This window comes from Rhizobium sp. F40D2, assembly GCF_051810745.2.
Lineage (GTDB): Bacteria > Pseudomonadota > Alphaproteobacteria > Rhizobiales > Rhizobiaceae > Rhizobium.
On the sequence record NZ_CM131436.1, the window covers coordinates 4,026,958 to 4,053,572 of the forward strand.

23 protein-coding genes and 1 pseudogene are annotated in these 26,615 nt (G+C 61.3%); 6 read left to right on the top strand and 18 right to left on the bottom strand.

The genetic code is table 11. From position 1 onward, the window contains the following. Positions 1–41: 41 nt before the first annotated feature. Positions 42–887: a 3-deoxy-8-phosphooctulonate synthase gene (gene kdsA, locus ACS4RS_RS19405; protein ID WP_439009658.1), complete on the bottom strand. Its 846-nt coding sequence runs from the start codon at positions 885–887 to the stop codon at positions 42–44. Then, positions 884–1,780 carry a VOC family protein gene (locus ACS4RS_RS19410; protein WP_449313792.1) on the bottom strand — a complete coding sequence of 299 codons (897 nt, stop codon included), beginning with the start codon at positions 1,778–1,780 and terminating at the stop codon, positions 884–886. The genes kdsA and ACS4RS_RS19410 overlap by 4 nt, the downstream gene beginning before the upstream one ends. A 196-nt stretch (positions 1,781–1,976) precedes the next feature. On the opposite strand from ACS4RS_RS19410, the pseudogene lexA reads away from it, so the two are divergent. After that, positions 1,977–2,695 (top strand): annotated as a pseudogene (gene lexA / locus ACS4RS_RS19415) (transcriptional repressor LexA). On the opposite strand, the gene ACS4RS_RS19420 reads toward lexA, so the two are convergent. Next, positions 2,676–5,108, bottom strand: a complete 2,433-nt coding sequence (locus tag ACS4RS_RS19420) for a ComEC/Rec2 family competence protein (protein ID WP_439011802.1) — start codon at positions 5,106–5,108, stop codon at positions 2,676–2,678. The pseudogene lexA and the gene ACS4RS_RS19420 overlap by 20 nt on opposite strands. 290 nt (positions 5,109–5,398) lie before the next feature. Here ACS4RS_RS19420 and gltA point away from each other — a divergent pair, with 290 nt between their 5' ends. Next, on the top strand, positions 5,399–6,688 hold the full coding sequence (gene gltA, locus ACS4RS_RS19425; RefSeq protein ID WP_116273259.1) for a citrate synthase: 1,290 nt from the start codon (positions 5,399–5,401) through the stop codon (positions 6,686–6,688). A 42-nt stretch (positions 6,689–6,730) separates the two neighbouring features. Here gltA and lpxB read toward each other — a convergent pair whose 3' ends face one another. The 14 genes from lpxB to ACS4RS_RS19495 all read right to left on the bottom strand — a co-directional run bounded on the left by lpxB (position 6,731) and on the right by ACS4RS_RS19495 (position 20,964). Further along, positions 6,731–7,900 carry a lipid-A-disaccharide synthase gene (gene lpxB, locus ACS4RS_RS19430; RefSeq protein WP_439009656.1) on the bottom strand — a complete coding sequence of 390 codons (1,170 nt, stop codon included), beginning with the start codon at positions 7,898–7,900 and terminating at the stop codon, positions 6,731–6,733. Further along, positions 7,897–8,778, bottom strand: coding sequence for an LpxI family protein (locus ACS4RS_RS19435; protein WP_439009655.1), 882 nt, complete (start codon positions 8,776–8,778; stop codon positions 7,897–7,899). Before ACS4RS_RS19435 ends, lpxB begins: the two co-directional genes overlap by 4 nt. A gap of 3 nt (positions 8,779–8,781) precedes the next feature. Next, positions 8,782–9,600 (bottom strand): acyl-ACP--UDP-N-acetylglucosamine O-acyltransferase, encoded by an 819-nt coding sequence (gene lpxA, locus ACS4RS_RS19440; protein ID WP_439009654.1) that lies wholly within the window; start codon positions 9,598–9,600, stop codon positions 8,782–8,784. Next, entirely contained in the window at positions 9,597–10,064 is a 468-nt protein-coding gene (fabZ, locus tag ACS4RS_RS19445) for a 3-hydroxyacyl-ACP dehydratase FabZ (RefSeq protein ID WP_003586669.1), read from the bottom strand. The genes lpxA and fabZ overlap by 4 nt, the downstream gene beginning before the upstream one ends. Next, positions 10,057–11,121 (bottom strand): UDP-3-O-(3-hydroxymyristoyl)glucosamine N-acyltransferase, encoded by a 1,065-nt coding sequence (lpxD, locus tag ACS4RS_RS19450; protein WP_449313793.1) that lies wholly within the window; start codon positions 11,119–11,121, stop codon positions 10,057–10,059. The genes fabZ and lpxD overlap by 8 nt, the downstream gene beginning before the upstream one ends. 50 nt (positions 11,122–11,171) lie before the next feature. Continuing rightward, complete coding sequence (gene bamA / locus ACS4RS_RS19455) at positions 11,172–13,511, bottom strand: outer membrane protein assembly factor BamA (RefSeq protein ID WP_439009653.1); 2,340 nt, start codon at positions 13,509–13,511, stop codon at positions 11,172–11,174. A 202-nt stretch (positions 13,512–13,713) separates the two neighbouring features. Continuing rightward, entirely contained in the window at positions 13,714–14,832 is a 1,119-nt protein-coding gene (rseP, locus tag ACS4RS_RS19460) for an RIP metalloprotease RseP (RefSeq protein ID WP_439009652.1), read from the bottom strand. Between the two features lie 37 nt (positions 14,833–14,869). Further along, positions 14,870–15,700: a CDP-archaeol synthase gene (locus tag ACS4RS_RS19465; protein WP_439009651.1), complete on the bottom strand. Its 831-nt coding sequence runs from the start codon at positions 15,698–15,700 to the stop codon at positions 14,870–14,872. Further along, positions 15,700–16,443, bottom strand: a complete 744-nt coding sequence (locus ACS4RS_RS19470; RefSeq protein WP_003586675.1) for an isoprenyl transferase — start codon at positions 16,441–16,443, stop codon at positions 15,700–15,702. The genes ACS4RS_RS19465 and ACS4RS_RS19470 overlap by 1 nt, the downstream gene beginning before the upstream one ends. 37 nt (positions 16,444–16,480) lie before the next feature. Beyond that, positions 16,481–17,041, bottom strand: a complete 561-nt coding sequence (frr, locus tag ACS4RS_RS19475; RefSeq protein ID WP_003586677.1) for a ribosome recycling factor — start codon at positions 17,039–17,041, stop codon at positions 16,481–16,483. Between the two features lie 62 nt (positions 17,042–17,103). Continuing rightward, positions 17,104–17,826 carry a UMP kinase gene (gene pyrH / locus ACS4RS_RS19480; protein ID WP_003573378.1) on the bottom strand — a complete coding sequence of 241 codons (723 nt, stop codon included), beginning with the start codon at positions 17,824–17,826 and terminating at the stop codon, positions 17,104–17,106. A gap of 96 nt (positions 17,827–17,922) precedes the next feature. Then, positions 17,923–18,849: a translation elongation factor Ts gene (gene tsf, locus ACS4RS_RS19485; RefSeq protein WP_439009650.1), complete on the bottom strand. Its 927-nt coding sequence runs from the start codon at positions 18,847–18,849 to the stop codon at positions 17,923–17,925. Positions 18,850–19,088: 239 nt separating this feature from the next. Further along, positions 19,089–19,856 carry a 30S ribosomal protein S2 gene (rpsB, locus tag ACS4RS_RS19490; protein ID WP_003573382.1) on the bottom strand — a complete coding sequence of 256 codons (768 nt, stop codon included), beginning with the start codon at positions 19,854–19,856 and terminating at the stop codon, positions 19,089–19,091. Between the two features lie 271 nt (positions 19,857–20,127). After that, positions 20,128–20,964, bottom strand: coding sequence for a cell envelope integrity EipB family protein (locus ACS4RS_RS19495; RefSeq protein WP_439009649.1), 837 nt, complete (start codon positions 20,962–20,964; stop codon positions 20,128–20,130). Positions 20,965–21,100: 136 nt separating this feature from the next. Between ACS4RS_RS19495 and ACS4RS_RS19500 the strand changes: the two genes are divergently transcribed. The 4 genes from ACS4RS_RS19500 to ACS4RS_RS19515 all read left to right on the top strand — a co-directional run bounded on the left by ACS4RS_RS19500 (position 21,101) and on the right by ACS4RS_RS19515 (position 24,035). Beyond that, a complete protein-coding gene (locus tag ACS4RS_RS19500; protein ID WP_439009648.1) occupies positions 21,101–21,571 on the top strand; it encodes a RidA family protein in 471 nt (156 codons plus the stop codon). After that, a complete protein-coding gene (locus tag ACS4RS_RS19505; protein ID WP_439009647.1) occupies positions 21,568–22,287 on the top strand; it encodes a glycerophosphodiester phosphodiesterase in 720 nt (239 codons plus the stop codon). The genes ACS4RS_RS19500 and ACS4RS_RS19505 overlap by 4 nt, the downstream gene beginning before the upstream one ends. 78 nt (positions 22,288–22,365) lie before the next feature. Beyond that, a complete protein-coding gene (locus ACS4RS_RS19510) occupies positions 22,366–23,556 on the top strand; it encodes a GNAT family N-acetyltransferase (protein WP_439009646.1) in 1,191 nt (396 codons plus the stop codon). A 53-nt stretch (positions 23,557–23,609) separates the two neighbouring features. Continuing rightward, positions 23,610–24,035: an HIT domain-containing protein gene (locus ACS4RS_RS19515; RefSeq protein ID WP_439009645.1), complete on the top strand. Its 426-nt coding sequence runs from the start codon at positions 23,610–23,612 to the stop codon at positions 24,033–24,035. A 77-nt stretch (positions 24,036–24,112) separates the two neighbouring features. Here the strand turns inward: ACS4RS_RS19515 and clpA are convergent, their stop codons facing one another. Further along, positions 24,113–26,605, bottom strand: coding sequence for an ATP-dependent Clp protease ATP-binding subunit ClpA (gene clpA, locus ACS4RS_RS19520; RefSeq protein WP_449313794.1), 2,493 nt, complete (start codon positions 26,603–26,605; stop codon positions 24,113–24,115). Positions 26,606–26,615: the final 10 nt, after the last annotated feature.

A 26,615-nucleotide genomic window follows, 5' to 3' on the forward strand; every position in this document is an offset into this window, starting at 1 on the left:
CTGATCGTCGCTACAGCACGAACATGTCAGGCTTTTGACCGTCAGCCCTTGGCGACAGCATCGAAGGCCAGCAGCTTTTCCAGCAGCCGCGGCATGTCCTTGAGATAGACCATGTTCGGGCCGTCGGACGGTGCGTTGTCCGGGTCCTGGTGGGTTTCGACGAAAACGCCGGCAATACCAGTCGCCACCGCTGCGCGCGCCAGCGTTTCCACGAACTCCCGCTGACCGCCGGAGGAATCGCCCTGCCCGCCCGGCTGCGCCACGGAATGGGTCGCATCGAAAACGACGGGGGCGCCCATCGACGCCATGATCGGCAGCGAGCGCATGTCGGAAACCAATGTATTGTAGCCGAAGGAGGCGCCGCGTTCGCAGAGCAGCACGTTCGGATTGCCGCTGGCGTTGAGCTTCTTCAGCACGTTCTTCATGTCCCAGGGGGCGAGGAACTGGCCCTTCTTGACATTGACGGCACGGCCAGTCTCGGCGGCGGCGATCAGAAGGTCGGTCTGACGGCAAAGGAAGGCCGGAATCTGCAGGACATCGACCACCTTTGCCACTTCGGCGCATTGCTCGGCGGTGTGAACGTCGGTGAGGACGGGAAAGCCGAACTCCTTCTTGAGATCGGCAAAGACCTGCATGCCCTTTTCAAGCCCGATGCCGCGCTCAGCCGACAGCGAGGTGCGGTTGGCCTTGTCGAAGGAGCTCTTGTAGACGAGGCCGATGCCGAGCTTGGCGCAGAGCTCATTGAGCGTGCCGGCAACCATGAAAGCGTGGTCCCGGCTCTCCATTTGACAGGGGCCGGCAATCAGCGACAGGCGGCCGGTGTTGGAGAAGGTCACCTGACCTGCGCCCTCGCCGATCCTGACTTCAGAATTCGTATCAGTGCTCATCGTGTTTCCTCGAAGGCGAAGAGCGTGCCCTGCCCGGGCGCCGGCTTCACCAGAATGCGATTGTTCTTGCGCGTGTAGGTCACTCCGTTAGCAGCCAAATGCGCTTCTGTCACGGCAAGATCGGCGACGGTGAAGAGGATAGCCCGGCCGCGCAGGCCGCGGTCGGCAGATGTGACGGCAATCTCGAAATAGGCATCCAGCCCTTCCGGTGTCATCAGGCTGATTTTCGCGTTCGGCGCCGCGATATTGACGCCGAAACTGGTCTTTTCGACGGCCGACTGCGCAGCGGCAAGGCCGACGAAGGCCGCGAAAGCGGCGGGTTCCGGCGCGCAAAGCGCAATCTCCGCAATGCCGATCACGCCATTGGCATGCATCTCCAGCGCGCCGCGGTCAGACGGCAGCGGATTGATGCGCTCGACGCTGAAGAGGAAGAAATCCGGCGCGCGCAAGTCGGCAGCAAAAGCCAGCTTGAAGCCGGCGATAGTCTCGGAACCATCAGGCATTTTCATCGGCCGGCTGAACTGCAGCATCTCGCCGGCGCTCGATCCGCTGCCGGCAAAGTTGCGATGATCGCGGCCGGCATCGCTGGTGGCAAACGCCACCGCCGAAAGCCCCTCCTCGCCGCAACGGAAGCGGAAGGCGCGGTTGCGGGCGGTGAAGACATTGCCTTGCCGCGCCGACGCCTCGCTCTCTTCGACGCTCGCGATACCAAGCGGCTCCAGATAGGTCTTGTCGGCAAAGAAGGCGCAGGCATTCTCCGTGCCGAAGGGATGGCGGGCATCGGCGGCAACAGTGAAGCCGAGCTTGCCGAGCCGTTCGCGGGCCAGATCGATATTGACGACGGGCAACACGACATGATCCAGCGGGTGCGGTTTGGCGGAACGCTCATTCATGATATCCCTCGCTCAAACGACAAGAGATGTGCGACAGCGCCACCACCAATGCAAGACATGTGTGCCAATCCGGCGAATGAAAATAAAAATCTCAACGCGTTGGCGGCAAGTTTTACGGAAATTTAGCTACTTGCGGAACACATATGGAACATATAGTGTCTGTTCTGGATTTGTTTCAATCAGGGGTCACACGCCGATGCTCACGCGCAAACAACAGGAGCTTCTCCTTTTCATTCATGAGCGCATGAAGGAATCCGGCGTTCCGCCGTCTTTCGACGAGATGAAGGATGCCCTGGATCTGGCTTCGAAATCCGGCATTCATCGCCTGATTACGGCGCTCGAAGAACGCGGTTTCATTCGCCGCCTACCGAACCGCGCCAGGGCGCTCGAGGTCATAAAGCTTCCCGAGGCCTATAGCCCCAGCATCCAGCCCCGGCGCGGCTTTTCGCCGAGCGTCATCGAGGGCAGCCTCGGCAAGCCCCAGCCGGTTGCTTCCCCGCTCCTGCAAAACCCGTCGCCGATAACGGCAACTCGGTCTCGGTGCCGGTCATGGGCCGAATCGCTGCCGGCGTTCCGATTTCGGCAATCCAGAACAACACTCACGACATCGTCGTTCCTGCCGACATGCTTGGCTCCGGTGAACATTATGCGCTGGAGGTCAAGGGCGATTCGATGATCGACGCCGGCATCTTCGACGGCGACACGGTGATCATCCGCAACGGCAGCACCGCAAGCCCCGGCGACATTGTCGTTGCCCTCGTCGACGACGAGGAAGCGACGCTGAAGCGGTTCCGCCGCAAGGGTGCCTCGATCGCGCTGGAGGCGGCCAACCCGGCTTACGAGACCCGGATCTTCGGACCGGACCGCGTCAAGGTGCAGGGCAAGCTAGTCGGCCTCATTCGTCGCTATCACTGATACTGGACAGGCCGGATTCGGTAAAACTGTTGCTGCGCCAGTCATAAGCGCGCTGGCGTATCCACGGCCGCGACAGGGTTTCGAATGCGGTTGCGACCTCCAGGCCGGTATCCGCGAAGCGCAGCTCGACGGAACCGGTCCTGCGCAGCGTCTCACTGGTGAAGAGCGTCGCGCCTGAGCGGCAACTGTTGAAACGCAGACGGACCGGCGTCACGACGATATCGGCCGCATCGCAGGCCGGGCCGAGATAAGCGGCATTGTCGATGATGGTTACCACACGGCCATTGCCAAGCCTCGATGTGCACCAGGCCTTTTTGACGCAGGAAAAGCGGTTTGTTTCACTGCCCGCGGCCGCCGCCCGCATCGCTGTCCTCGCTTCGTTCTGCTGCTCGCGGGAAAGCCTGACGCGGCGGTCTTCTCCCTCCGGCGGGATAGCAGGGCCATTCAGCATCTTCGGCGGGTGATGCGTCGGCAGGACCAGCGCCCTTTTCCACTGGTCGAAGATGAAATCCGGCGGGTTTTCCCGATTGGATGCCATTGCCGAGGGCTCGACGAGCGCCACCAGACTACCGTCCTCCGAAATCACCAGATCTGGCGGCTGGGGAACCGGCAGAATCAGCACAATGAGCGTCGAGACGGCAAGGATCGATGTGCCGGCATGGCGCAGCCGGGTGCGCAGCAGCGTCAGCAGCAGGAAGCCTGCCACCGCCACGGCAAAATACCAGCCGGGCAAGCGACCGACGCCGATATCGCCACCCCAACCGGACACCGTCTTGGCGACCGCAATCACCAGATCGAGGCCGAAGCCGACCACCTTCCAAAGCGGAGCGTCCAGACCGAAGGGCATGAGCAACATCGCTAGCAGCCCGGCCGGCATGACGATGAAGGAGATGATCGGCATCGTCGCGAGGTTTGCCGGCAGGCCGTAGGCGGTCAGGCGATGAAAATGCTCGATCGAAAACAGCGCCGTGGAGAAACCGCCGATCAGCGAAGTCAGGAAAACGCCGCCGAAGAAGCCGGCGACCGCAACGACCGGCCGGAAGACCGGCAGCTTCAGCAAAGCGTTTTCGCGGATGCGCCGGTCCTTCCACAGCTGGTAGCCCGATACCAGCGCCAATGTCGCGGCAAAGGACATCTGGAAGCTCGGGCCCAGGACTTCGGAGGGCGAAATGGCAATGATGACGAGGGCCGAGAGCACGACATTGCGCAGGCTGATCGACGGCCGATCGAAGAAGACGGCGATCAGCATGATGGCCATCATGATAAAGGCGCGTTCAGCCGAGACCCCGAAGCCGGAGATCAGGTAGTAGGCGGTGACGGCGATGAGCGCGCCCGCGGCGGCGATCTTTTTGGTCGGATAGGCCTGGGCAACACCTGGAAAGAGGCTGAGCAGCATCCGGAAGCCGACGAAGAAGATGCCGGCTGACAGCGCCATGTTGAGGCCCGAGATCGCAACGATATGTGCAAGGCCGGACTGGCGCAGCGCCTCCGTCGTCGCATTCGAGATGGCACGCCGCTCGTCGGTCACCAGGGCAGCGGCAAAAGCGCCCGTATCGCCGGGCAGGATCGATCGAATGCGGTCGCCGATGCGGCTGCGCAGTTGATAAAGCCATTCGAGCAGAGCTTCCGACGTCGCTCTCGCCGCCTGCGGGCCGGCCTGCGGATCGGCTTTCTCCGGCGCGCCATAGAAGAAGCCGTTGGCGCCGATGCCATCGAAATAGGCACTGAAGGAGAAATCGTTGAGTTCGGGCAGCGCTGGGCCTGCCGGCGGCGTCAGCCGTGCCCTGCCGGTGATGATGTCACCAATCTCGAATGGCGCATCGGCGCCGCGGACGATCGCGGTGATGCGCCCCGGCCGCCGCTTCAGCTCCGGTGCCTCCGTGCCGGTGACGGCAAGGATGTAGCGCCAGCGCCCACGGCCATTGCCTTCCCGCCGTTCGACACGGCCGGTCACCGTGGTCGTCACGGATGAATCGAGGATCACGGTCGAAGCCCGCCAGCTCTCGAATTGTGCCGAGAGCATGCCGCAGGCGAAAAGCGCCAGCGCCAGGAAGCTGGCCCGCAATACCGGCCGGCTGGGGCCGGCGACAAGAACCGCAACCGTCGGCATCAACAGGCAGAGCAGCAACGTGACGAGAGGAAAATCCGATGTCGCGAGAAACCAGAAGGCCGCCCCGGCACCGAGGAGGACCGGCGAGAACAGCAGCAGTCGGCCATGGTCGGCCTCCTCGCCAAGCATGCGGATTCCGGCACGCAGCGATTGCGAGGCCGCGGCCGGCAGCCGGTGACGCAGCGGCATCGCGGACTGTGTCCTTGCCGGCCGCCGCCCCATCGCAGGCGCGGAAAAAACCGGTGAATCGGCCAGGCCGGCGCCCGCTTCCGGCCGCAATTCGACTGTCGTCAATCCCTCCATGCCCCGCCCAAGATCACCCGCACCTGCAGCCACAATGCAACCTTCAATCAAAACGAGCAAGAATAATCGATTGAAATATGAGGGAAAATCGCCACCGCCAAAAGAGCAGTCGAATCATTGGCTTCCGGTATGCGCGCGGCTCATCGCTGCAGTGCCTAAAAGGTGATACCGCAATGCACAAAATGCCGTCACGGTAACTTGGCATTAGCTTCGCGATCATATAGCTATCGGTGAGGACGCTTAACCCCTATGGCGCTTTTATGGCGCCACCGCCATTTCGGAGGATCAGCATGACGGATCAAAGCGCTACAATAAAAATCGGTGACAAATCTGTCGACCTAGCCGTCAAGAGCGGCACGATCGGCCCGAGCGTCATCGATATCGGTGCCCTCTACAAGAACACGGCTTCCTTCACCTACGATCCGGGTTTCACCTCGACCGCATCATGTGAATCGAAAATCACCTATATCGATGGCGACGAAGGTGTGCTGCTGCACCGCGGCTATCCGATCGAGCAGTTGGCCGAGCATGGCGACTTCCTCGAAGTCTGCTACCTGCTGCTCTACGGTGAACTGCCGACCACCGCGCAGAAGAAGGATTTCGATTATCGCGTCACGCACCACACCATGGTGCACGAGCAGATGAGCCGCTTCTTCACCGGCTTCCGCCGCGATGCGCATCCGATGGCGGTCATGTGCGGCTGCGTCGGCGCACTTTCGGCTTTCTATCACGACTCCACCGATATCACCGATCCGCACCAGCGCATGGTCGCCAGCCTGCGTATGATCGCCAAAATGCCGACGCTTGCCGCCATGGCCTACAAGTACCATATCGGCCAGCCATTCGTTTATCCGAAGAACGATCTCGACTACGCCTCGAACTTCCTGCGCATGTGCTTTGCCGTGCCTTGCGAAGAATACGTGGTCAATCCGGTGCTTGCCCGCGCCATGGACCGCATCTTCATCCTGCATGCCGATCACGAGCAGAACGCCTCGACCTCGACCGTCCGTCTTGCCGGTTCGTCAGGCGCCAACCCGTTCGCCTGCATCGCAGCCGGCATCGCCTGCCTCTGGGGTCCTGCCCATGGCGGCGCCAACGAAGCAGCGCTCAACATGCTGCATGAGATCGGCTCGGTCGATCACATTCCGGAATATATCGCCCGCGCCAAGGACAAGAACGATCCGTTCCGCCTCATGGGCTTCGGTCACCGCGTCTACAAGAACTACGATCCGCGGGCCAAGATCATGCAGAAGACGACGCATGAAGTCCTCGGCGAGCTCGGCATCAAGGATGATCCGTTGCTCGAAGTGGCGATGGAGCTGGAGCGCATCGCGCTCACCGACGAATATTTCATCGAAAAGAAGCTCTATCCGAACATCGATTTCTATTCCGGCATCACGCTGAAGGCGCTGGGCTTCCCCACGACCATGTTCACCGTGCTCTTCGCGCTTGCCCGCACGGTCGGCTGGATCGCGCAGTGGAACGAGATGATCGAGGATCCGGAACAGCGCATCGGCCGTCCGCGCCAGCTCTATGTCGGCGAACCGAAGCGCGACTACATCCCCGTTTCGAAGCGCTAATCGCTTCGGCCAATATATCGGCCCGAAAAGAAGAAGACCCGGTCAGAGACGACCGGGTTTTTTCTTGTTCAGCACGTCGAGCAGGATTTCGGCGGCATGTTCGCCTGGTGGCTTTTCCGTCTGCATGCGCTGCCAGATGAGATCATAGCCTTCCTTCATCGCCTTGAGCTGGTACGTATCGGCCGACAGCCTTTCCATCCAGCGGGCGAGGCTTGCGCCGCGAACGACGTCGTTCAGATATTCCGGCACGACGGCGTAATCGGCAATCAGGTTCGGCAGTGCGCCAGTCCAAGTCTTGATGCTTGACGTCAGCAGACGCATGATCCAGTCGACCTTATAGGCGGAGACGACAGGAACATCGGCAAGCGCCAGTTCAAGAATGACGGTTCCGGATGCCGCCATGGCCGCATCGGCGTCAGCGAAGGCCTTCCATTTTGCTTCAGCGCCGACAACGATCTCCGGCTTCACCGCCCATCCCGCCGTCAGCTGGTGGACAAGCGCTTGCCTGTGCGTCACCGTCGGCAGAATAAAGCGCATCGGCCCATTGCGGGCGACAAGTTCGCTTGCCGCCACCTCGAAATGCGGCAGGAGCTTCTGAATTTCGGATGAACGTGAGCCTGGTAGAAGCAGGAACGGGCCGTTGCCGGGCTGCCTGCCGGCGCGCCGGTGCCGGGTCTCCACGAGAGCGGGGTCGGCGGTCAGGCGATGGCCGACATAGGTGGTTGCCGGCCCGCCAAGGCGCTGCATCGCCGCCGGCTCAAAGGGGAGGACGGCGAGCACATGATCGACATAGGCAAGCATGCGCGTGGCGCGATATTCCTTCCAGGCCCAGACGCTCGGACACACGTAATTGACGACAGGCAGATCGGGCAGCGCGGTGCGGACGCGCTTTGCGACGCGATGGGTGAAATCCGGGCTGTCGATAATGAGGAGAATGTCAGGCCTGGCAGCGACGATGGCAGCGGTCGTCCGGCGGATCAGGCTATACAGCTTTGGCAGCCGGCTCAGCACCTGGGTGATGCCCATGATCGACAGCTCGGAGAAATCGAACAGGGATCGCAAGCCCTCGGCCTGCAGCCCCTCGCCGCCGACGCCGACAAGTTCCACCGGTCCGGTGTGGACCCGCTTCAGCGCGGCTATCAGATCGGCACCGAGCAGATCACCCGATACCTCGCCGGCAATGACGGCGATCTTCAGCGGCGCCGCGTTCATTCGAGCCCCCATGCCGGCAGGCCGCGATCGATGCCGCAGACGAATAGCCCCGCCTCATCGGCTGCCTTGATGACGGCGGCGCGATCGAGCACCAGCGAGCGGCCGGCCTCCACGGCGATCCCGCCGAGACCGGCTTTTTTTGCGTTCAAGATGGTGGAAACGCCGATCGCCGGCAGGTCAGCGCGGATATCCTGCTGCGGCTTGCAGAGCTTGACGAGCGCGCCCCGGCGCCGCGGCGAGATGCGCCCGGCGGCTCGGAGACCCGCGACGCGGTCCAGCATCTCGTCCGTGCCCTCAAGACCCTCCAGCGCGACGACACGCCCGCCGATGCTGATAGCGCCCTGCCCGACATCCAGCCGGCCGAGCATGTCCGCGGCTTCGGCGGCGCGGCGGATATCGCGCCGGTCCTCCTCACTGGGCGTTGTCGCGCCAAGCGGGCCGACAGAGGCAAGCAGATCGGGGGCAATTTCATGAGCGCCGACCACCCGGCGGCCGTTTCCCTCGATCAGCCGAATAACCATCTGCAGAACCGTGTCATCGCCGCCGGAGAGCAGTGTGCGGATGGCGGCCGGCACTTTCATCAGAATGCGCAGTGTCGGGCGCACCTCGCGCCATTCCGGCCGGCGGGCGACGCTGCCAGACATCACGACACGGCCGACACCATAACGGCTGAGCACCCCATCAAGAGCTGCGAAATCGCCGATGCCGATGACGGCGTGGTCATAGTCTTCCCAGCGTCGGTCGCTTTCGTCCTTCAGGACGACGATGACGGGATTTTCACCCGCCGCACGCGCGGCTTCGGCGACATAGGAAGGCAGAAGACCGCCGCCGGCAATGATCGCCAGCCGGCCCGCAGCGGTGTCGCCTGATAAAGCCACGGATCAGCCCTTCTGCCCCCGGGTCGGCGAAGACAGAGCGCGGTCGCTGTCGGCGGCGATGAAATCGAGGATCTGGACCGCCTGCTCGCAATCGGCATATTCATCGCGAATGGCGGCGGCGTTTTCGCGGACCGAGCCCGGCCCTTCGAAGATCGCCTTATAGGCGCGGCGCACCCTGTGGATGACGGCGCGGTCGACGCCGGCGCGGGTCATGCCGACGACATTCAGGCCGCTCAGCAGACCGGGATTGCCGTTCAGCATGCCGTAGGGAATGACGTCGTAACTCACGGCCGAGAGCCCGCCGACGAATGCCTGACGGCCGACTCGGGTGAACTGGTGAACGGCCGAGCCGCCGCCCAGAATGACGCGATCCTCGATGACGACATGGCCGGCGAGCATGACGTTGTTCGACATGATCACGTGATTGCCGACCTTGCAGTCATGCGCGACGTGGGAATTGGCAAGGAAGAGGTTGTTGTCGCCGACGACTGTCTGGCCGCCGAAATCGGCCGTGCCGGTGTTCATCGTCACGCCTTCACGCATCGTGCAGTTGGCGCCAACCGAAAGCGTCGTCTCCTCGCCGCCGTGATGCACGCTCTGCGGATCGCCACCGATAACGGCCATCGGAAAGATGCGCGTGCCCTTGCCGATCACGGTGCGGCCGGTGACGACCGCATGCGACAAGAGCTCGACATTTTCATGCAGGACGACATGCGGCCCGACATGGCAGAAGGGACCGATCTTGACGCCCTCACCGATCACAGCCCCGTCTTCGACGACAGCCATAGGATGAATGTGGGCGCTTTCGGCAATCGTGCTCATGCCTGTTCCTTACGAACGATCATAGCGCCGATATCGGCTTCGGCGACAAGGGCGCCGTCGACCTTGGCGTCGCAATGGAATTTCCAGATATTGCCGCGCTGCTTGTGCTTGGCGACATGGAATTCGACGCGGTCGCCGGGAACGACAGGCTTGCGGAAGCGCGCATTCTCGATGGTCATGAAGTAGACGAGGTTGCCGGGCTGGCCTTCCTTCTTGGCACAGATCGCACCCGCAGTCTGCGCCATGCCCTCGATCAGGAGAACGCCCGGCATAATCGGAGCCTCCGGAAAATGGCCGGTGAAATGCGGTTCGTTCACCGTGACATTCTTGATGCCGATCGCCGAGTTGTCGCCGTCGATCTCGATGATCTTGTCGACCATGAGGAAGGGGTAACGATGCGGCAGCAGCTTCATGATCTCGATGATGTCCGCCGAAGAAAGCGTTGTCGTGGCTTCTTCAGTCATTTTCCTTGCCTCCAGGGTTCCGACCGCGCAACTTGGACTTCGACACTTGTTGTGCGGCCTCTCTCAGATAGTCTTTTAGCGGGCGGGCCGGTACACCGCCATATTGCCCGCCGGCGGCAAGATCGGTCATGATACCGCTTTTGGCAGCGATCTGCACGCCGTCACCGATCGTCACATGTCCCTTGATGCCGACCTGACCGCCGATCTGCACGCCATTGCCGATCTTCGTGCTGCCGGCAATACCGACCTGCGCGACGATGGCGCAATGGCGGCCCATCTGGACGTTGTGGCCGATCTGCACCTGATTGTCGATCTTGGTACCCTCGCCGATCACCGTATCGTCCATGGCGCCGCGGTCGATCGTCGTATTGGCGCCGATTTCGACATTATCCTGGATGATCACCCGGCCGATCTGAACGATCTTGATCATGCCGCGGGGACCCGGCGCATAACCGAAACCATCCTGACCGATGCGGACGCCGTTATGGACGATGACGCCGTTGCCGATCAGGGCACAGAGAACGCTGGCGCCGGCCGCGATCGAACAATGCCGGCCGATCTTGACGTTAGGGCCGATGACGCTGTTCGCCCCGATCCGTGTTCCTTCGCCGATCTCGGCATGCGCACCAATGACGGCTAACGGCTCGACGATCACGCCCTTTTCAAGCTTGGCGCTCGGATCGATCACCGCGCTTGGCGCGATCCCGCTTTCACCCGAAATGGCGACCGGACGTAATGCGGCAGGGTAAAACAGGCCGCCTGCCATCGCGAAGGCGGCGTGCGGATTGGACGACAGGACGACCGGGATATGCGGGGGGACGAGATCGGCGAGCGCCTTGTCGCAGATCACTGCCGAGGCTTCGCATGTCGCCAGTTCATCGCGGTTGCGACGCGACAGGATATAACAGACATCACCCGCCCGTGCCCGGTTGATCGGGGCCACGGATCGGACGACGATATCGGCATGGTCGGAATTGGCGAGTTCCGCCCCAAGAAACTCTGCCAGCTCAGCGAGCTTCAGACCTTCATGGGGCAGAAAGAAAACGTTTTGCTCCATCGGCAATGCTCCAGAACGGAATTGAGTCTTACAGTTCCGGACTGCCGATATCAGAATTGATTGTTGATGCCAAACTTGAAGTTCTGCGTCTTGTCGAAGTCTTCCTTGAGAACCGGGATCGCGTAATCCAGGCGCAACGAACCGAAGGGAGACTGCCAGACGACACCCACGCCGACGGAAGCACGCAGAGAGGCGTCTTCGCCTTCAATGCCGTCGCCCCTCAGGTCAACATCGTTGCCGAACAGGGTGCCGGCATCGGCAAAAACCGCGCCGCGCAGGTTGAAGTCACGCGGGAAGCCCGGCATCGGGAAGGTGGCTTCGGCCGATGCGGTGAAATACGTCGTACCGCCCAGCGGATCGTCGTTGGTGCCGGAAACGCGCGGGCCGATGCCCTTGTTTTCAAAGCCACGAATATCGCCGTTGGTCAGGGTGAACTGATCGAAGACATTCAGATGGTCCCCGAAGCCGACGACATAACCCGCCGAAGCAGAAACCGAGCCGATGATATCGGCGTCGTCAGCCAGCAGACGGTAGTAACGGGCCTTGCCGTAGATCTTGTAGAATTGCGAATCGCCGCCGAGGCCGGCAAGCTCCTGCGTCGCCGTCGCATAGATGCCTTCACGCGGCAGGACGGTGTCATCAAGCGTGTTATAGGTCAGCGTCTGCGAGATCGAAGAGCGCGTCCACGGGCTGTCCTCAACGAGGTGCTGATATGGAGCTGACAGATCGGAAAGATCGTTGTTATCCGCATCATACTTCATCTGCTTGTAGTTATAGCGGAAAGTCGTCGCCAGGTCTTCCGTGATCGGCGCGGTGACGCGCAGGACGACGCTGGTTTCCTGATAATCGTAGTTGTCGTTGCTCGACGTCTCGCTGTGGTTGACGTCGAAGCCTGCGGCCAGACGATAACCGAGGAAATAAGGCTCGGTGAAGCTGACGCCGTAGGCGCGCGAGCCTTCCTGACCGCCGCCGGCCGAAATGCGGATGTACTGACCGCGGCCGAGGAAGTTCTTTTCCTCGATGGATGCTTCAAGCAGCAGACCGTCGCCGCCAGCGGCATAACCCGCGCCGACACCGAACGAACCGGTGGACTGATCCTGCACGTCGACGACCACCACGACGCGATCAGGCGAGCTGCCCGGCTGGGTGGAGATATTGACGGAGGAGAAGTAACCGAGCGCTTCGAGGCGGCGCTTGGCCTTGGTGATCATCTGCTGGTTGAAGGCGTCGCCTTCGCTCATATCGAATTCGCGGCGGATGACGTAGTCGCGCGTGCGACTGTTGCCACGGATTTCGATACGCTCGACATAGGCGCGCTCGCCCTGGTCGACCAGATATTCGACACCGATCGTATTATTGTTGAGGTCGCGGTTGCCGCGCGGCGTGACGCGCGCAAAAGGATAACCGGCAGATGCGACCTGATCGGAGATCGCCTCGATCGACTTCTGCACTTCCTTGGCGTTGTAGACATGACCTTCGTGGGTGCGCACGAGCGGCTGCAGCTGCTCGGAACCGACGCCTTCGACGGTCGACTGGACGGTCACCGGCCCGAAGTCGTAACGCTGGCCTTCCTCGATATTGAAGGTGAGCGTGTATTTGTTGGTCGCGTCGTCGAAGGTGGCATCGGAAGAGACGATGCGCATGTCGGCGTAGCCGCGATTGTAATAGAACTGGCGAAGCGCTTCCTCGTCGGCGTGAAGCTTGTCTTCGTTATAGACGTCCTTGCGGGTCAGGAACGACAGGAAGTTCGAACGCTTGGTAGCGATGACGGCGGCCAGGCGGCCGGCGCTGTAGGCATTGTTGCCGACAAAGTTGATCGAATCGATCTTCGTGCGGTCGCCTTCGTTGATGACGAAGGCAAGGTTGACGCGGCCTTCGCCGAGCGGCACGACCTGCGTCGTAACTTCAACTTCGCTGCGGCCGGTGGCGGCGTAGGCTTCCTTGATCGACTGGATGTCGGACTGGATCTGGGTGTCGCTGTAGGGGCCGGCAGCATGGGTCTGGACGATGGTCGCGAGCTTGTCGTCCTTGATCTTGCGATTGCCGTTGAAGACGACCTGGTTGACGAGCTGGGCTTCCTGGACATTGACGACCAGCGTGCTTCCGGAGACCGAAATCTTGACGTCGGAGAAGTAACCCGTCCCGTAGAGCTGCTTGACCGATTCATCGATATCGGTGTTCGAAAAACTCTTTCCGGGAGCGATGGTGAGGTTCGACCGGACCGCTTCCGCGCCGACGCGGCTTGCGCCGCGCACATCGATGCGCTGGATGACCGCGGCCTCGGCGGCGGTAGCGGAAACGAACGTCAAAGCACCTGCGCCCGAAGCAACAACACTAGCAGACAGCGCAACCGCCGATACTGCGTTCAAAAACTTTGAACCAGCCTTCATTTCACCTATTACCTTTTTTCCCTCGTCCCCGGTTCCGGGAGAGCCCGATTCCGGTCACGTGTGTCGTTTTACCCGCTTTTGACATACAAGCAAGGGAGGTCGTTAATTTCTGTTTACTTCATTTCGAAGCGTGACCCATTCGCCACTACAGCCTTGAAACATCGTAAATAAATAGTAATTCCCCTGCTTTGCGCGTTTACCCTTAGCTCGCGCCAATGTCGTTCCAGGTCGTGAAAACCATCAATGTCAGTATCATGGCCAAGCCAATGCGAAATGCGATTTCCTGGGTCTTGGCGCCCAGCGGTTTTCCTCTGACCGCTTCCACCGCATAGAACATCAGGTGGCCGCCATCAAGTACCGGAACCGGCATCAGGTTAAGCAATCCTATCGAAACTGAAAGCATGGCGGCAAGCTGCAACACTGCCCCTATTCCAAGCTTCGCCATCTGGCCCGAAGCTTGCGCCACGCGGATCGGGCCGCCTAGTTGATCGGCCCGCATCGTTCCGCGGAAAATATTGCCGATATATTTGAAGGTGCCGGTGACGATATCCCGGGTCTCGATCACACTTTCCCGCAACGCCTGAAGCGGCGTATAGGTCTGCAGGCGGAAATTGCCGACCTCCTTGCTGGTGACGATGCCGATCTGGCCGACCTCGATCTTGTTGCCGAACTGGTCGGTCATGTCGACGCGTTGCGGCACCATCGGCAAGTCCAGCTTCTGGCCGCCGCGCTCGATGGTGACGACGATCTCCTGGCTCGGGCGGATGGCAACATAGCGGCGCACATCGTCGAAGGTCTCGACCTTGCCGCCGTCGATGGCGACCAGGAGATCGCCGGGAAGGATGCCGGCTGCAGCCGCCACGCCATCCGGCTTGACTTCGGAAACGACGGGATCGGCGACCGAACGGCCGTAGATCGAAAACAGAAGGGTAAAGATGGCGATTGCCAGCAGGAAATTGGCAATCGGCCCGGCCGCGACCGTCGCGGCGCGCTTCCACAGCTTTGCGCCGGCGAAGGAACGCGCCCTGTCCTCCTCGGACATGGCGGCGATCTTGTCGGTGTCTGGCTTGCTGGACGCGTCCTCGTCGCCGAAGAAGCGGACGTAACCGCCAAGCGGGATTACCGAGATCTTCCAGCGCGTTCCGTGGCGGTCGGTGAATCCGAATATCTCGGGACCGAAACCGACGGAGAAGGCAAGGATGCGAATGCCGCTCCAGCGCCCGACGAGGTAGTGGCCCATCTCGTGCACGAAGACGAGCAGCGAGAGCACGAGGATGAAGGTGACGATATTCCCCATCAGGAATGTGTATATATCGGCCATCACTTCTATCAGTTCCTTCCGTCAGGCTGCCGCGTCATCAAAGGCCGAACAAGGCCGCGCCGAGCGACGTCATCGCAGTCCCCTTTATCAGGGAAAATAATCCAGCAAGCAACAACGCCGAAAAACAGGCGAAAATCAGTCCGTCGACACGGTCCATGACTCCGCCATGACCAGGAATGAGACGGCTTGAATCCTTGACGCCGAATTTCCGCTTGATGAACGATTCAAACAGATCTCCCGACTGGCTGCAAACCGAGAGAACGAGCGCTGCAACGGCAGCGATGATTTCAGTGCCTGGAAGGAGAAAGTGGATGAGTACGACGCCGGCTACGACCGCCGAAACGGCGCCGCCGATTGCGCCCGACCATGTTTTTCCCGGCGAGATCGAAGGGGCAAGCTTCGGTCCGCCAAGCGCCCTGCCGACGAAATAAGCAAGGATGTCGGTTGCCCAGACGACGGCAAAGACGAAGAGCATGGCATAAAGGCCGGGCCGGTCATCGCTTCTGATCGCCGCGAGCGCCAGGCCCGTGGCACCGGCGTAAAATAGGCCTACGGGCAACCAGCGGCTGGTGCCGTGCAGGATGATCAGCGCTATGCCGACGGCGGTGACGCCGGCCAGCATGCCGGCGGCGAATTCGAAATTGCCGACAAGCACGAGGAAGGCAATCGCCGCCTGACCGATCCAGCCGACGGCATTGGCGACCCAATCACGCGCGACGCCGGTTATTGTCGACCATTCATAATAGATCAGCAGGCCGATCACGGCCGCCAGGATGCGGAAGGCAAATCCGCCGTACCAGGTGGCAGCAAGAACGATCACCGCAAGAATCAGGCCTGAAACGATGCGGAGTTTCAATTCCTGCTGCATCAGGTGCCGACCGCGGCTGCCTGCGACGACAGACCGCCGAAGCGCCGGTCGCGGGAGGCGAATTTCTCCAGCGCCGAGCGGAAGATTTCGGGGCTGAAATCCGGCCAATATTCCGGAACGAAGATGAATTCCGAATAGGCGGCCTGCCAGAGGAGGAAATTGGAAAGCCGCTCCTCGCCGCTGGTGCGGATGATGAGGTCCGGATCGGGAATACCGGCCGTATCGAGACGCGCATTGATCAGCGATGGCGTGATATCCTGCGCCCTCAGGCGCCCGGCCTCGACATCCCGCGCCAGGCTCACCACAGCCCGCGAGATCTCGTCGCGCGAGCCATAATTGAAAGCGATGACCAGCGTCAGCGCCGTATTGTCCTTGGTCGTTTCCTCCGCCTCGAGCAGCAGCCCGAGAATGTCGTTGCGCAGGCTGTGGCGGTCGCCGATCACCTTGATCCGCACATTCTGGCGATGAAGCTCGGCAAGGTCACGCCGGATGAAAGCCTTGAGCAGGCCAAGCAGGTCGGAGACCTCGGCCTCAGGCCTGCGCCAGTTCTCCGAGGAGAAGGCAAAGAGGGTCAGATATTTTATGCCGGCCGCGCCGGCGGCGCGCACTGTCTCGCGGACCGCCTCGACGCCCTTGCGATGGCCCATCGTGCGCGGCAGGCCGCGCTGCTTGGCCCAACGGCCATTGCCGTCCATGATGATGGCAACATGCTCTGGCACAGTCACAAATACAGATTCCGACATTTCCCGTCCGGTCTTTCCAGGCAAAGGCACAGATCCACTAGACCTGCATGATTTCCTTTTCCTTCTCGCCAAGCAAGCGGTCGATTTCGGAAATCGTCTCGTCGGTCATCTTCTGTACACGTTCCGACTGCGCCCTGCCCTCGTCCTGGCCGATTACGCCGTCCTTTTCGGCCTTCTTAAGGCCGTCCATACCGTCACGGCGAACATGGCGAATCGCGACCTTGCTCTTTTCGGCATAATCATGAGCCACCTTGACGAGCGACTTGCGGCGCTCCTCGTTCAGCTCGGGCAGCGGAATGCGCAGGCTCTGGCCGTCGACGATCGGGTTGAGGCCGAGATTGGATTCGCGAATGCCGCGCTCGACGGCGCTGACCATCGACTTGTCCCAGACGGAAACCGACAGCATCCGCGGCTCGGGCACGGTGATGTTGGCGACCTGGTTCAGCGGCATGCGCGAACCATAGGCCTCGATCGTGACCGGATCGAGGATGTTGGCCGAAGCGCGGCCGGTGCGCAGCGATGCGATGTCGCTCTTGAATGCGGAAACCGCGCCGTCCATGCGGCGCTTCAGTTCCTTGATGTCGATACCTTCACTCATTTCGATGCTCCCGTATAAAGCGCGTCGCGATGGCTGCGCCCGATAAAGCGGCGCAGTCTATATCAATTGTCGGAGACGATGGTCTTGAGGCCACCGCCCGTCAGGATTTCAGCAAAACCGCCTTTCTCGTGGATCGAGAAGACGATGATCGGAATGGAATTCTCCCGGGCGAGCGCCACGGCGGCAACGTCCATCACCGCAAGCCCCCTGTCCAGCACTTCCTGGTGCGTCAGGCGGTCGAGACGGGTCGCATCGGGATATTTCTTCGGGTCGGCGGTGTAGATGCCGTCCACCTGCGTGCCCTTGAAGATCGCTTGCGCGCCCATTTCGGCGGCGCGCAGCGCTGCGGCCGAATCGGTGGTGAAGAAGGGGTTGCCGGTGCCGCCGGCAAAGATCACCACACGCCCCATCGACAGGTGATAGAGGGTCGCGCGCTGCGAAAAGCTCTCGCAGATCTCAGGCATGGAGATGGCCGAAAGCACCACCGTATCGATATTCAGCTTGCGCAGCGAAGTGGCCAGCGCCAGCGCATTGATGATGGTGCCTAGCATGCCCATGTGGTCGCCGGTGACCCTGTCACCGCCCTTGGACGCGACCGCGACACCGCGGAAAATATTGCCGCCACCGACGACGACGCCGACTTCCACGCCCATATGCCTTGCTTCGGCGATATCGGATGCAATGCGGTCCGCCACCGCAACATCGATCCCGAAACCCTGGCTACCCATGAGCGCTTCGCCGGAAGCCTTGAGTAGAACGCGTTTATAGACAGGCTCTAAAGACATCTTGGCTCCTCGTAAATTGCCGTGAATGCCCGATACACGAAGGGCACCGCGTTGTCACGCGATGCCCCTGTTGTTTTCCCAATTATGGCTGGAAGATCAACCCTTGGCCGCAGCCGCGACTTCGGCTGCGAAATCGGTCTCTTCCTTCTCGACGCCTTCGCCGAGCAGAAGGCGGGCCATGCCGGCGACTTCGATCGGCGCGCCGACGGCCTTTTCAGCTTCCTTGACGGCGGCTGCGACAGTCAGATCCGGATTGATGACGAAAGCCTGCGAAAGAAGTGCGACTTCTTCGAAGAACTTGCGCATGCGGCCATCGACCATCTTCTCGATGATGTTGTCCGGCTTGCCGGAAGCGCGCGACTGCTCGATGAAGACGTTGCGCTCGCGCTCGGCGACGGCGGCATCGACTTCCTCGGGGCGGATCGCCAGCGGTGCGGTCGCAGCGATATGCATGGCGACCTGGCGGCCGATTGCGTTCAGGGCTTCCTTGTCGCCGGTCGACTTCAGCGCGACGAGAACGCCGAGCTTGCCGAGTCCGTCGGAAACAGCATTGTGGATATAGGTGGCGACGACGCCGTCCTCGACGGAGAGAGCGACGGAGCGGCGCAGGTTCATGTTCTCGCCGATCGTTGCGATCGCGTCCTTGATCGTGTCGGAAACGGACTTGCCGGATGCCGGATAGGTCGCAGCCGCAACGGCGTCGACGGCGCCGTTTGTGGAGACGGCAACCTTGGCAATGCCGCGGACGAGATCCTGGAAGGCATCGTTACGGGCGACGAAGTCGGTTTCGGAATTGACTTCGACGACAACGGCCTTGGTGCCCTGGCTCGAAACGCCAATGAGGCCTTCGGCAGCGGTGCGGCCCGACTTCTTGTCGGCCTTGGCGATGCCCTTGGCGCGCAGCCAGTCGATCGCCGCTTCCATGTCGCCGCCGGTTTCAGCAAGGGCCTTTTTGCAGTCCATCATGCCTGCGCCGGTCTTTTCGCGCAGTTCCTTCACCATTGCAGCCGTAATCTCGCTCATTAGCTTCCTCTTGTCGGTTCATACGGTGGGCCGCAAAGCGCGGCGCGGCACCGGATTGAGGCACGAAATGTACCTGTATGTATGACAGCGTGATGAAGACGCGTCATAACGAAACTTCTCTGGCAAAGAGCCTGATGCCCTCGCCCTGAAACAGGCAAGGCCGCCGAACTTCGATGAGTCGCGAGCGGCCTTTCCCAGTCATGCAAGCTTTGGCGGACCTTTCGATCCGCCGGCTTTCATCAGCCTTCGGCTGCTTCTTCGAGAGCCGGCTCGACCGGAACTTCGGAGGATGCGCCGAGATCACGGCCGGAAGAGCTCTGCTGACGCGCGATGCCGTCGATGGCCGCGCGGGAGATCAGCTCGCAGTAAAGAGCGATGGCGCGCGATGCGTCGTCGTTGCCCGGGATCGGATAGTCGATCAGGTCCGGGTCGCAGTTCGAGTCGATGATGGCAACGACCGGGATACCGAGGCGCTTGGCTTCGTCGATCGCGATCTTTTCCTTGTTGGTGTCGATGATGAACATCAGGTCCGGGGTGCCGCCCATATCGCGAATACCGCCGAGAGCCTTGTCGAGCTTTTCACGCTCGCGCTCGAGGTTCAGGCGTTCCTTCTTGGTGAAGCCCTGGGCTTCGCCATTGAGGATCTCATCGAGCTTGCGCAGGCGCTGGATCGAGTTGGAGATCGTCTTCCAGTTCGTCATCATACCGCCGAGCCAGCGCGAGTTGACGTAGTACTGGGCCGAACGCTTGGCGCTGTCGGCGATGATCTCGGACGCCTGGCGCTTGGTGCCGACGAAGAGAACGCGGCCGCCGCGGGCAACGGTGTCGCTGACGACCTGCAGGGCACGCGACAGCATCGGAACGGTCTGAGCCAGGTCGATGATGTGGATGTTGTTACGATCGCCGAAGATGTACGGCTTCATCTTCGGGTTCCAGCGGTGCGTCTGGTGGCCGAAGTGGACGCCTGCTTCGAGAAGCTGGCGCATAGAGAAATCGGGCAATGCCATGCCTTTGTACTCCTTTTCCGGTTGAACCTCCGCAAGGCGAACAGCATCCTCTTCGAGAATGCCACCGGGCGGAACGATCCGGATTTCTCCCGGACAATCCCATGCCTTACGTGTGGAATGCGGTGCCCATACATTCGATTTGGCGCAAAAGCAAGGCTTACCCTAAAAAATCCCGAAATCGCCTGGCACCTCAGGATAGGGGATAACGAAGACCTGAATGGTTGGCTGGCGAATGCCGCGCTCAGTCATCGAAGTGCGAGTCGCAGCTTGCCTACTTGCAGACCTCGGCCTTGCGGTCGAGCAGTTCCAGCTTGGCAAGTTTTCCGGTCAGAACGAAATCGCCGTAATCCATTGTCAGGTCGCGGGTGATGCCGTTCTCGTAGAGCTTGAACGACATACGGTAGACCGGCAAAGCGTCCGATTTTGCATTCTCGTTGAAATAGGCAATCGTCACCGGCCAGAAGGCCGTCTTGGAGAAGGCGCCGGCATTGCCGGAATCGGCCTCCTCAGCAACCGGCGTCTCCTGTTTGCCGACGATCGTCGTCGTCACCAGCGACTTGTCGCCGTCATCGGAGCCGTCGAAGACGCGGGCCTCGAAGAAGCGCTTGCCGTCCTTGGCGTTCTGGATCACGTCGAGCATATGTTCGGTTGGGAACCGGCTTTCGGCAAGCTGCAGTTCGCGGCTCGACGGCTGCTTGAGATCGACCTTGACGCCATCCGGCTGATCCTGAGCCGCACCGTTGACCTCCTTGTCGAGTTGTTGGTCGGTGAAGGATTTAGTGTCGAAGGTGAACTTGCCGTCCTTGAGATTCTCGAAGGTCTTCGTCTGCTGGTCGCTGACGCGGACGCTGTCGCCGGTGTCGATCTGCGTCACGAAGCGGAAGTTGGTGGTGAAACCCTGGCAATAGCTGCCGTCGAACTCATAGACCATGCGACCGTACATGCCGGCAATGCCGGAGCGGTCCGAGGCGTCCTTCAGTTCCAGATCGTAGACCGCGCGATGTGCGACGAGGCCGGTCGCGATCGCAGCGCTTACCGCGGGCGCAGCCGCCCATGCATTGGCGGAAACGCTGGCGAGAAGCAGAGCGACAACACTCGATCGGAACATTCATTAACTCCTGTTGGACTCGGTCGCGATGTTATAAGAACGCTTTCGGCCAAATCGAGGCTCGAACCTGTCATATTAAAGATTCTAGTCTTGATGCATAATTTTTGAAGAATTGACAACAAAAGCGGAGACGAAAATGTCGGATGAAATTGCAAAGCGCCTGACTGAGATGGGGATAACCCTGCCCGAAGCCGCAGCGCCTGCTGCAAATTACGTTCCTTACGTCATCAGCGGCAATCTTCTCTACATCTCCGGCCAGCTGCCGCTCGAAAGTGGCAAGATCGCCGTCTCCGGCCATCTCGGCAAGACCGTCGACGTTGCGAGCGGCCAGCGCGGCGCCGAACTCTGCGCCATCAACATCCTTGCCCAGGCGAAGGCGGCGCTTGGCGGCGATCTCGGCCGCATCCGGCGCGTCATCAAGCTGAACGGCTTCGTCGCCTCGGCGCCCGACTTCGTCGAGCAGCATCTCGTCATCAACGGCGCTTCGAACCTTATTGCCGGCGTGCTCGGCGAAGCCGGCAAACATGCGCGTGCCGCCGTCGGCATGGCCGCCCTGCCGCTCAACGCCGCCGTCGAGATCGATGCTATCATGGAAATCGCGGAATGACCAATGCGGCCTGGATCCGGGACGTGCCGGTCGCCCATCGCGGCTATCACGACCTCAATAAACTCGTCTGGGAAAACACGCTTTCGGCCTTTTCGCGCGCCGTCGAAGCGGGCTTTGCGATCGAATGCGACCTGCATTACGCCTCCGACGGCGTGCCGGTCGTCTTTCACGACGAGGACCTGCAGCGGCTCTGCAATCTTCCGGGCGACATTCGCGAGCGCACCTCCCGTGAGCTCGGACTGATCGCCGTCGGCGGCACTGGAGACAAGGTGCCGACGCTCCGCCAGCTTCTCGATCTTGTCCAGGGCAAGGTGCCGCTGGTGCTGGAGCTGAAGGGCCGCGAGGCCGATGACGAAGGTTTCGCTGAAGCCGTGCTCGAAGTGCTTCAGGATTATCAGGGCAAGGTGGCGCTGATGAGCTTCGACCACTGGTTGCTGCGCGATCTGAAGGCGCTTGACGCGCCCTACCCGCTTGGTCTTACCGCCAACGGCAACACGCCGGAGGAGTTTGCGACGCATGCCAAGGCGATGGAGATCGGTCTCGATTTCATCTCCTATTATTATGACGACCTGCCGAACGCCTTCATCTCAGGCGAACGTGAAAAGGGCATCCCCGTCATCACCTGGACGGTGCGCGACGAAAAAGCGCGCCGGCACACCTTCGCCAACGCGGACCAGATGACCTTCGAAGGCTTCGACCCGCGTGTGGCGGTTTGACGCTCGCTTTTTGGCCAAGATCATGCGCAGACTGAGGCAGAGCCGAGATCATCCTACCACAGGCTTCGCATCCGCCCCATGACCGATGAACTATCCATTCGCGTAGAACGCTCCTTCACCGCGATTTCCCCGGAGAGCTGGTCCAGGCTTTCCGGGGCATCGAAGACTTGCCCGACGCTTGCCTATAACCCCTTCGTTTCACACGCCTTTTTGTCGTCGCTGGAAGAGTCCGATTCGGCCAGCGCCGAGACCGGCTGGCTCGGCCACCACCTGCTGCTCGAGACAGAGCGTGGCGAACTGATCGGCGCCCTGCCCGGCTACCTCAAGAGCCACAGCCAGGGCGAATATGTCTTCGACCACGGCTGGGCCGACGCCTTCGAACGGGCCGGCGGACGTTATTATCCCAAACTTCAATGCTCGATCCCGTTCACCCCGGCGACGGGCCCGCGTCTTCTCGTCGCCGAGGGACTGCAGAGGCTGCCGATCCAGAGCGCGATCGCCGAAAGCCTGAAGGAGGTCGTGCGCCGGCTCGGCATCTCGTCTGCCCATGTCACCTTCGTGCCTGATGAGGAGATCGGCGTCTTCGAGATGGACGGTTATCTGCACCGCACCGACCAGCAGTTCCATTTCATCAATGACGGCTATACCAATCACGAGGAGTTTCTCGAAACGCTTGCGTCGCGCAAACGCAAGGCGTTGCGCAAGGAGCGGCGCGCCGCGCTCGAAAACGGCATCAGCATCGACTGGCTGACCGGCCGCGACCTGACGGAACGCATCTGGGATCAGTTCTTCAAGTTCTACATGGATACCGGCGGGCGCAAATGGGGCCGGCCCTACCTCACCCGCAAGTTCTACTCGCTGATCGGCGAGCGCATGGCCGACGACATCCTGCTGGTCATGGCCAAGCGCGACGGGCGCTATATCGCCGGCGCCATCAACTTCATCGGCGGCGATACGCTCTATGGCCGTCACTGGGGCTGCGTCGAGGATCATCCCTTCCTGCATTTCGAGGTCTGTTATCACCAGGCGATCGACTTCGCCCTATCGAAAGGGCTGAAACGGGTCGAGGCCGGCGCCCAGGGCGAACACAAGCTCGCCCGTGGCTACCTGCCTGTGACGACGCATTCGGCCCATTATGTCGCCCATGCCGGGCTTCGCCGGGCGATCGGCGACTATCTCGCCCGTGAGCGCGCCGATGTCGAACAGATGAGCGAGCTGCTGAGCGAGCACAGCCCGTTCCGCAAGGGCGAGCGCCAGCAGGAGGATTGACGCCGCCCCGTCGGCGGCGTTACCCGATCAAGATGAAATGAGGAGATTTCGCGATGACCAGCGCCTATGACGACAACAACATCTTCGCCAAGATCCTGCGCGGCGAAATTCCCTCGCACCGCATCTACGAGGACCAGCATACCGTCGCCTTCATGGATGTGATGCCGCAGGCGCCGGGCCATGTGCTCGTCGTGCCGAAGGCGGCGTCGCGCAATATTCTCGATGCCGATCCAGCCACCCTCACACATGCGATTACTGTCGTCCAGAAGATTGCCAATGCAGTCAAGGACGCCTTCGACGCCGACGGCGTGTTCGTCGCCCAGTTCAACGAACCGGCCGCCGGGCAGACGGTCTTTCATTTGCATTTCCACGTCATCCCGCGCCGCGAGGGCACGGCACTCAAGCCGCACTCCGGCAAAATGGAAGATGGTGCCGTGCTTGCCGCCCATGCAGAAAAGATCCGGGCGGCTTTGGCGTAAGGTCAATTATCGCCTAACAAGCACGCGAAAACGAAAAGGCCGCAGTGACGCGGCCTTTTCCAATTCAGTGACAAATTTTACTTCTTGCGCGGAACCTTCGGAACCGTGCTTCCCTTCTTCGGGGCGTCGCGGACCTCGGGCTCGGCCTGCGGGACCGTCTTGGCGCGGGACTTGGGCGCCGCCTTGGTCTTCAGTTCGCCGTCGCCCTGGTCGTCGGCGTCGGGATGGACGACTTCGGCTTCCGGCTTCGGCTTGATCGGCGCCGTATCCGGGATGGCCTCCAGCACGATGCCGGGCTTTCCGTCTTCCTTCGGGCCGACCGTGACATTGACGACGCCGCCCTTCTTCAGCTTGCCGAAGAGGATTTCGTTGGCAAGCGGCTTCTTGATGGTGTCCTGGATCACGCGGGCAAGCGGGCGCGCGCCCATCTTCTCGTCGTAACCCTTTTCCGACAGCCAGGCGATCGCATCCTCATGCAGGTCGAAGGTAACGTTCCTTTCGGAAAGCTGGGCCTCCAGTTGCATGATGAACTTCTGCACGACCTTGTGAATGACAGCCGTCGGCAGTGCCGCGAAAGGAATGATCGCGTCGAGACGGTTGCGGAACTCCGGCGTGAACAGGCGGGTCAGCGCCTCCTCGTCTTCGCCGGTGCGCTTGGACGAGCCGAAGCCGATCGCCGCCTTGGCCATTTCGGACGCACCCGCATTCGTCGTCATGATCAGGATGACGTTGCGGAAGTCAATCTTCTTGCCGTTATGGTCGGTCAGCGTGCCATGGTCCATAACCTGCAGCAGGATATTGTAGATGTCGGGATGCGCCTTCTCGATTTCGTCGAGCAGGACCACGCAATGCGGGTGCTGGTCGACGCCATCGGTGAGAAGACCGCCCTGGTCGAAACCGACATAGCCGGGAGGTGCGCCGAGCAGGCGCGACACCGTGTGCCGCTCCATATATTCCGACATGTCGAAGCGCAGCAGTTCGACGCCGAGCGACGATGCCAGCTGCTTTGCCACCTCGGTCTTGCCGACGCCGGTCGGACCGGAGAAGACATAGGCACCGATCGGCTTGTTCGGCTCGCGAAGGCCGGCGCGCGCCAGCTTGATCGAGGTCGACAGGGCTTCGATGGCAATATCCTGGCCATAGACGACCGAGCGCAGTTCCTGCTCGAGATTGGCAAGTACCGCTTCGTCATCCTTGGAGACGGTCTTCGGCGGAATACGCGCCATCGTGGCGACCGTCGCCTCGATCTCCTTTTCGGTGATCAGCTTGCGGCGCTTCGAGGGCGGCAGCAGCATCTGGGCCGCACCGGTCTCGTCGATCACGTCGATCGCCTTGTCCGGCAGCTTGCGGTCGGAGATGTAGCGGGCCGAAAGTTCGACGGCCGACTTGATGGCATCGTTGGAATAACGCAGGTGGTGATATTCTTCGAAATAGGGCTTCAGGCCCTTCATGATCTCGATCGCGTCATCAATCGAAGGCTCGCTGACGTCGATCTTCTGGAATCGGCGAACCAGCGCCCGGTCCTTTTCGAAGAACTGGCGATATTCCTTGTAGGTGGTAGACCCGATGCAGCGGATCGCGCCCGACGACAGGGCCGGCTTCAAGAGGTTCGATGCATCCATCGCGCCGCCCGAGGTGGCGCCGGCGCCGATCACCGTGTGGATCTCGTCGATGAACAGCACCGCACCAGGATATTCCTCCAGTTCCTTGACGACCTGCTTCAGGCGCTCCTCGAAATCGCCGCGGTAGCGCGTGCCGGCAAGCAGCGTGCCCATGTCGAGCGAGAAGATCGTCGCATCGGCGAGCGCTTCGGGAACCTTGCCTTCGACTATGCGCTTGGCCAGGCCTTCCGCGATCGCCGTCTTGCCGACGCCGGGATCACCGACATAGAGCGGATTGTTCTTCGAGCGGCGGCACAGGATCTGGATGGTGCGGCTCACCTCGGCGTGACGGCCAATCAGCGGGTCGATCTTGCCGCCCTTGGCCTTCTCGTTGAGATTGACGCAATAGGCCTTAAGCGCATCCTGTTGCTTCTTGGGGCCGCTCTCTTCCTCGCCGCCGCGCGCCGTCGGCTTGCTGCTCTCGGCTTCCTCCTCGGCGCCGCGCGGGGGACGCGCTTCCGAAGCCCCCGGGCGCTTGCCGATGCCGTGGGAGATATAGTTGACGGCGTCATAGCGGGTCATCTCCTGCTCCTGCAGGAAATAGGCGGCATGGCTCTCGCGCTCAGCGAAGATCGCGACGAGCACGTTGGCGCCGGTCACTTCCTCGCGGCCGGACGATTGCACGTGGATGACGGCGCGCTGGATGACGCGCTGGAAGCCGGAGGTCGGCTTCGAATCCTCGTCATATCCGGTGATCAGATTGGAGAGTTCGTTATCGACATATTCGACGAGCGTCTTGCGCAGCGCGTCGAGATCGACATTGCAGGCACCCATGACCGCGGCCGCATCGGCATCGTCGATCAGGGCGAGCAGCAGATGCTCGAGCGTCGCATATTCGTGATGCCGCTCGTTGGCAAAGGTCAGTGCCTGATGGAGCGCCTTCTCTAAACTAGGCGAAAATGTTGGCACGTTCAGATCC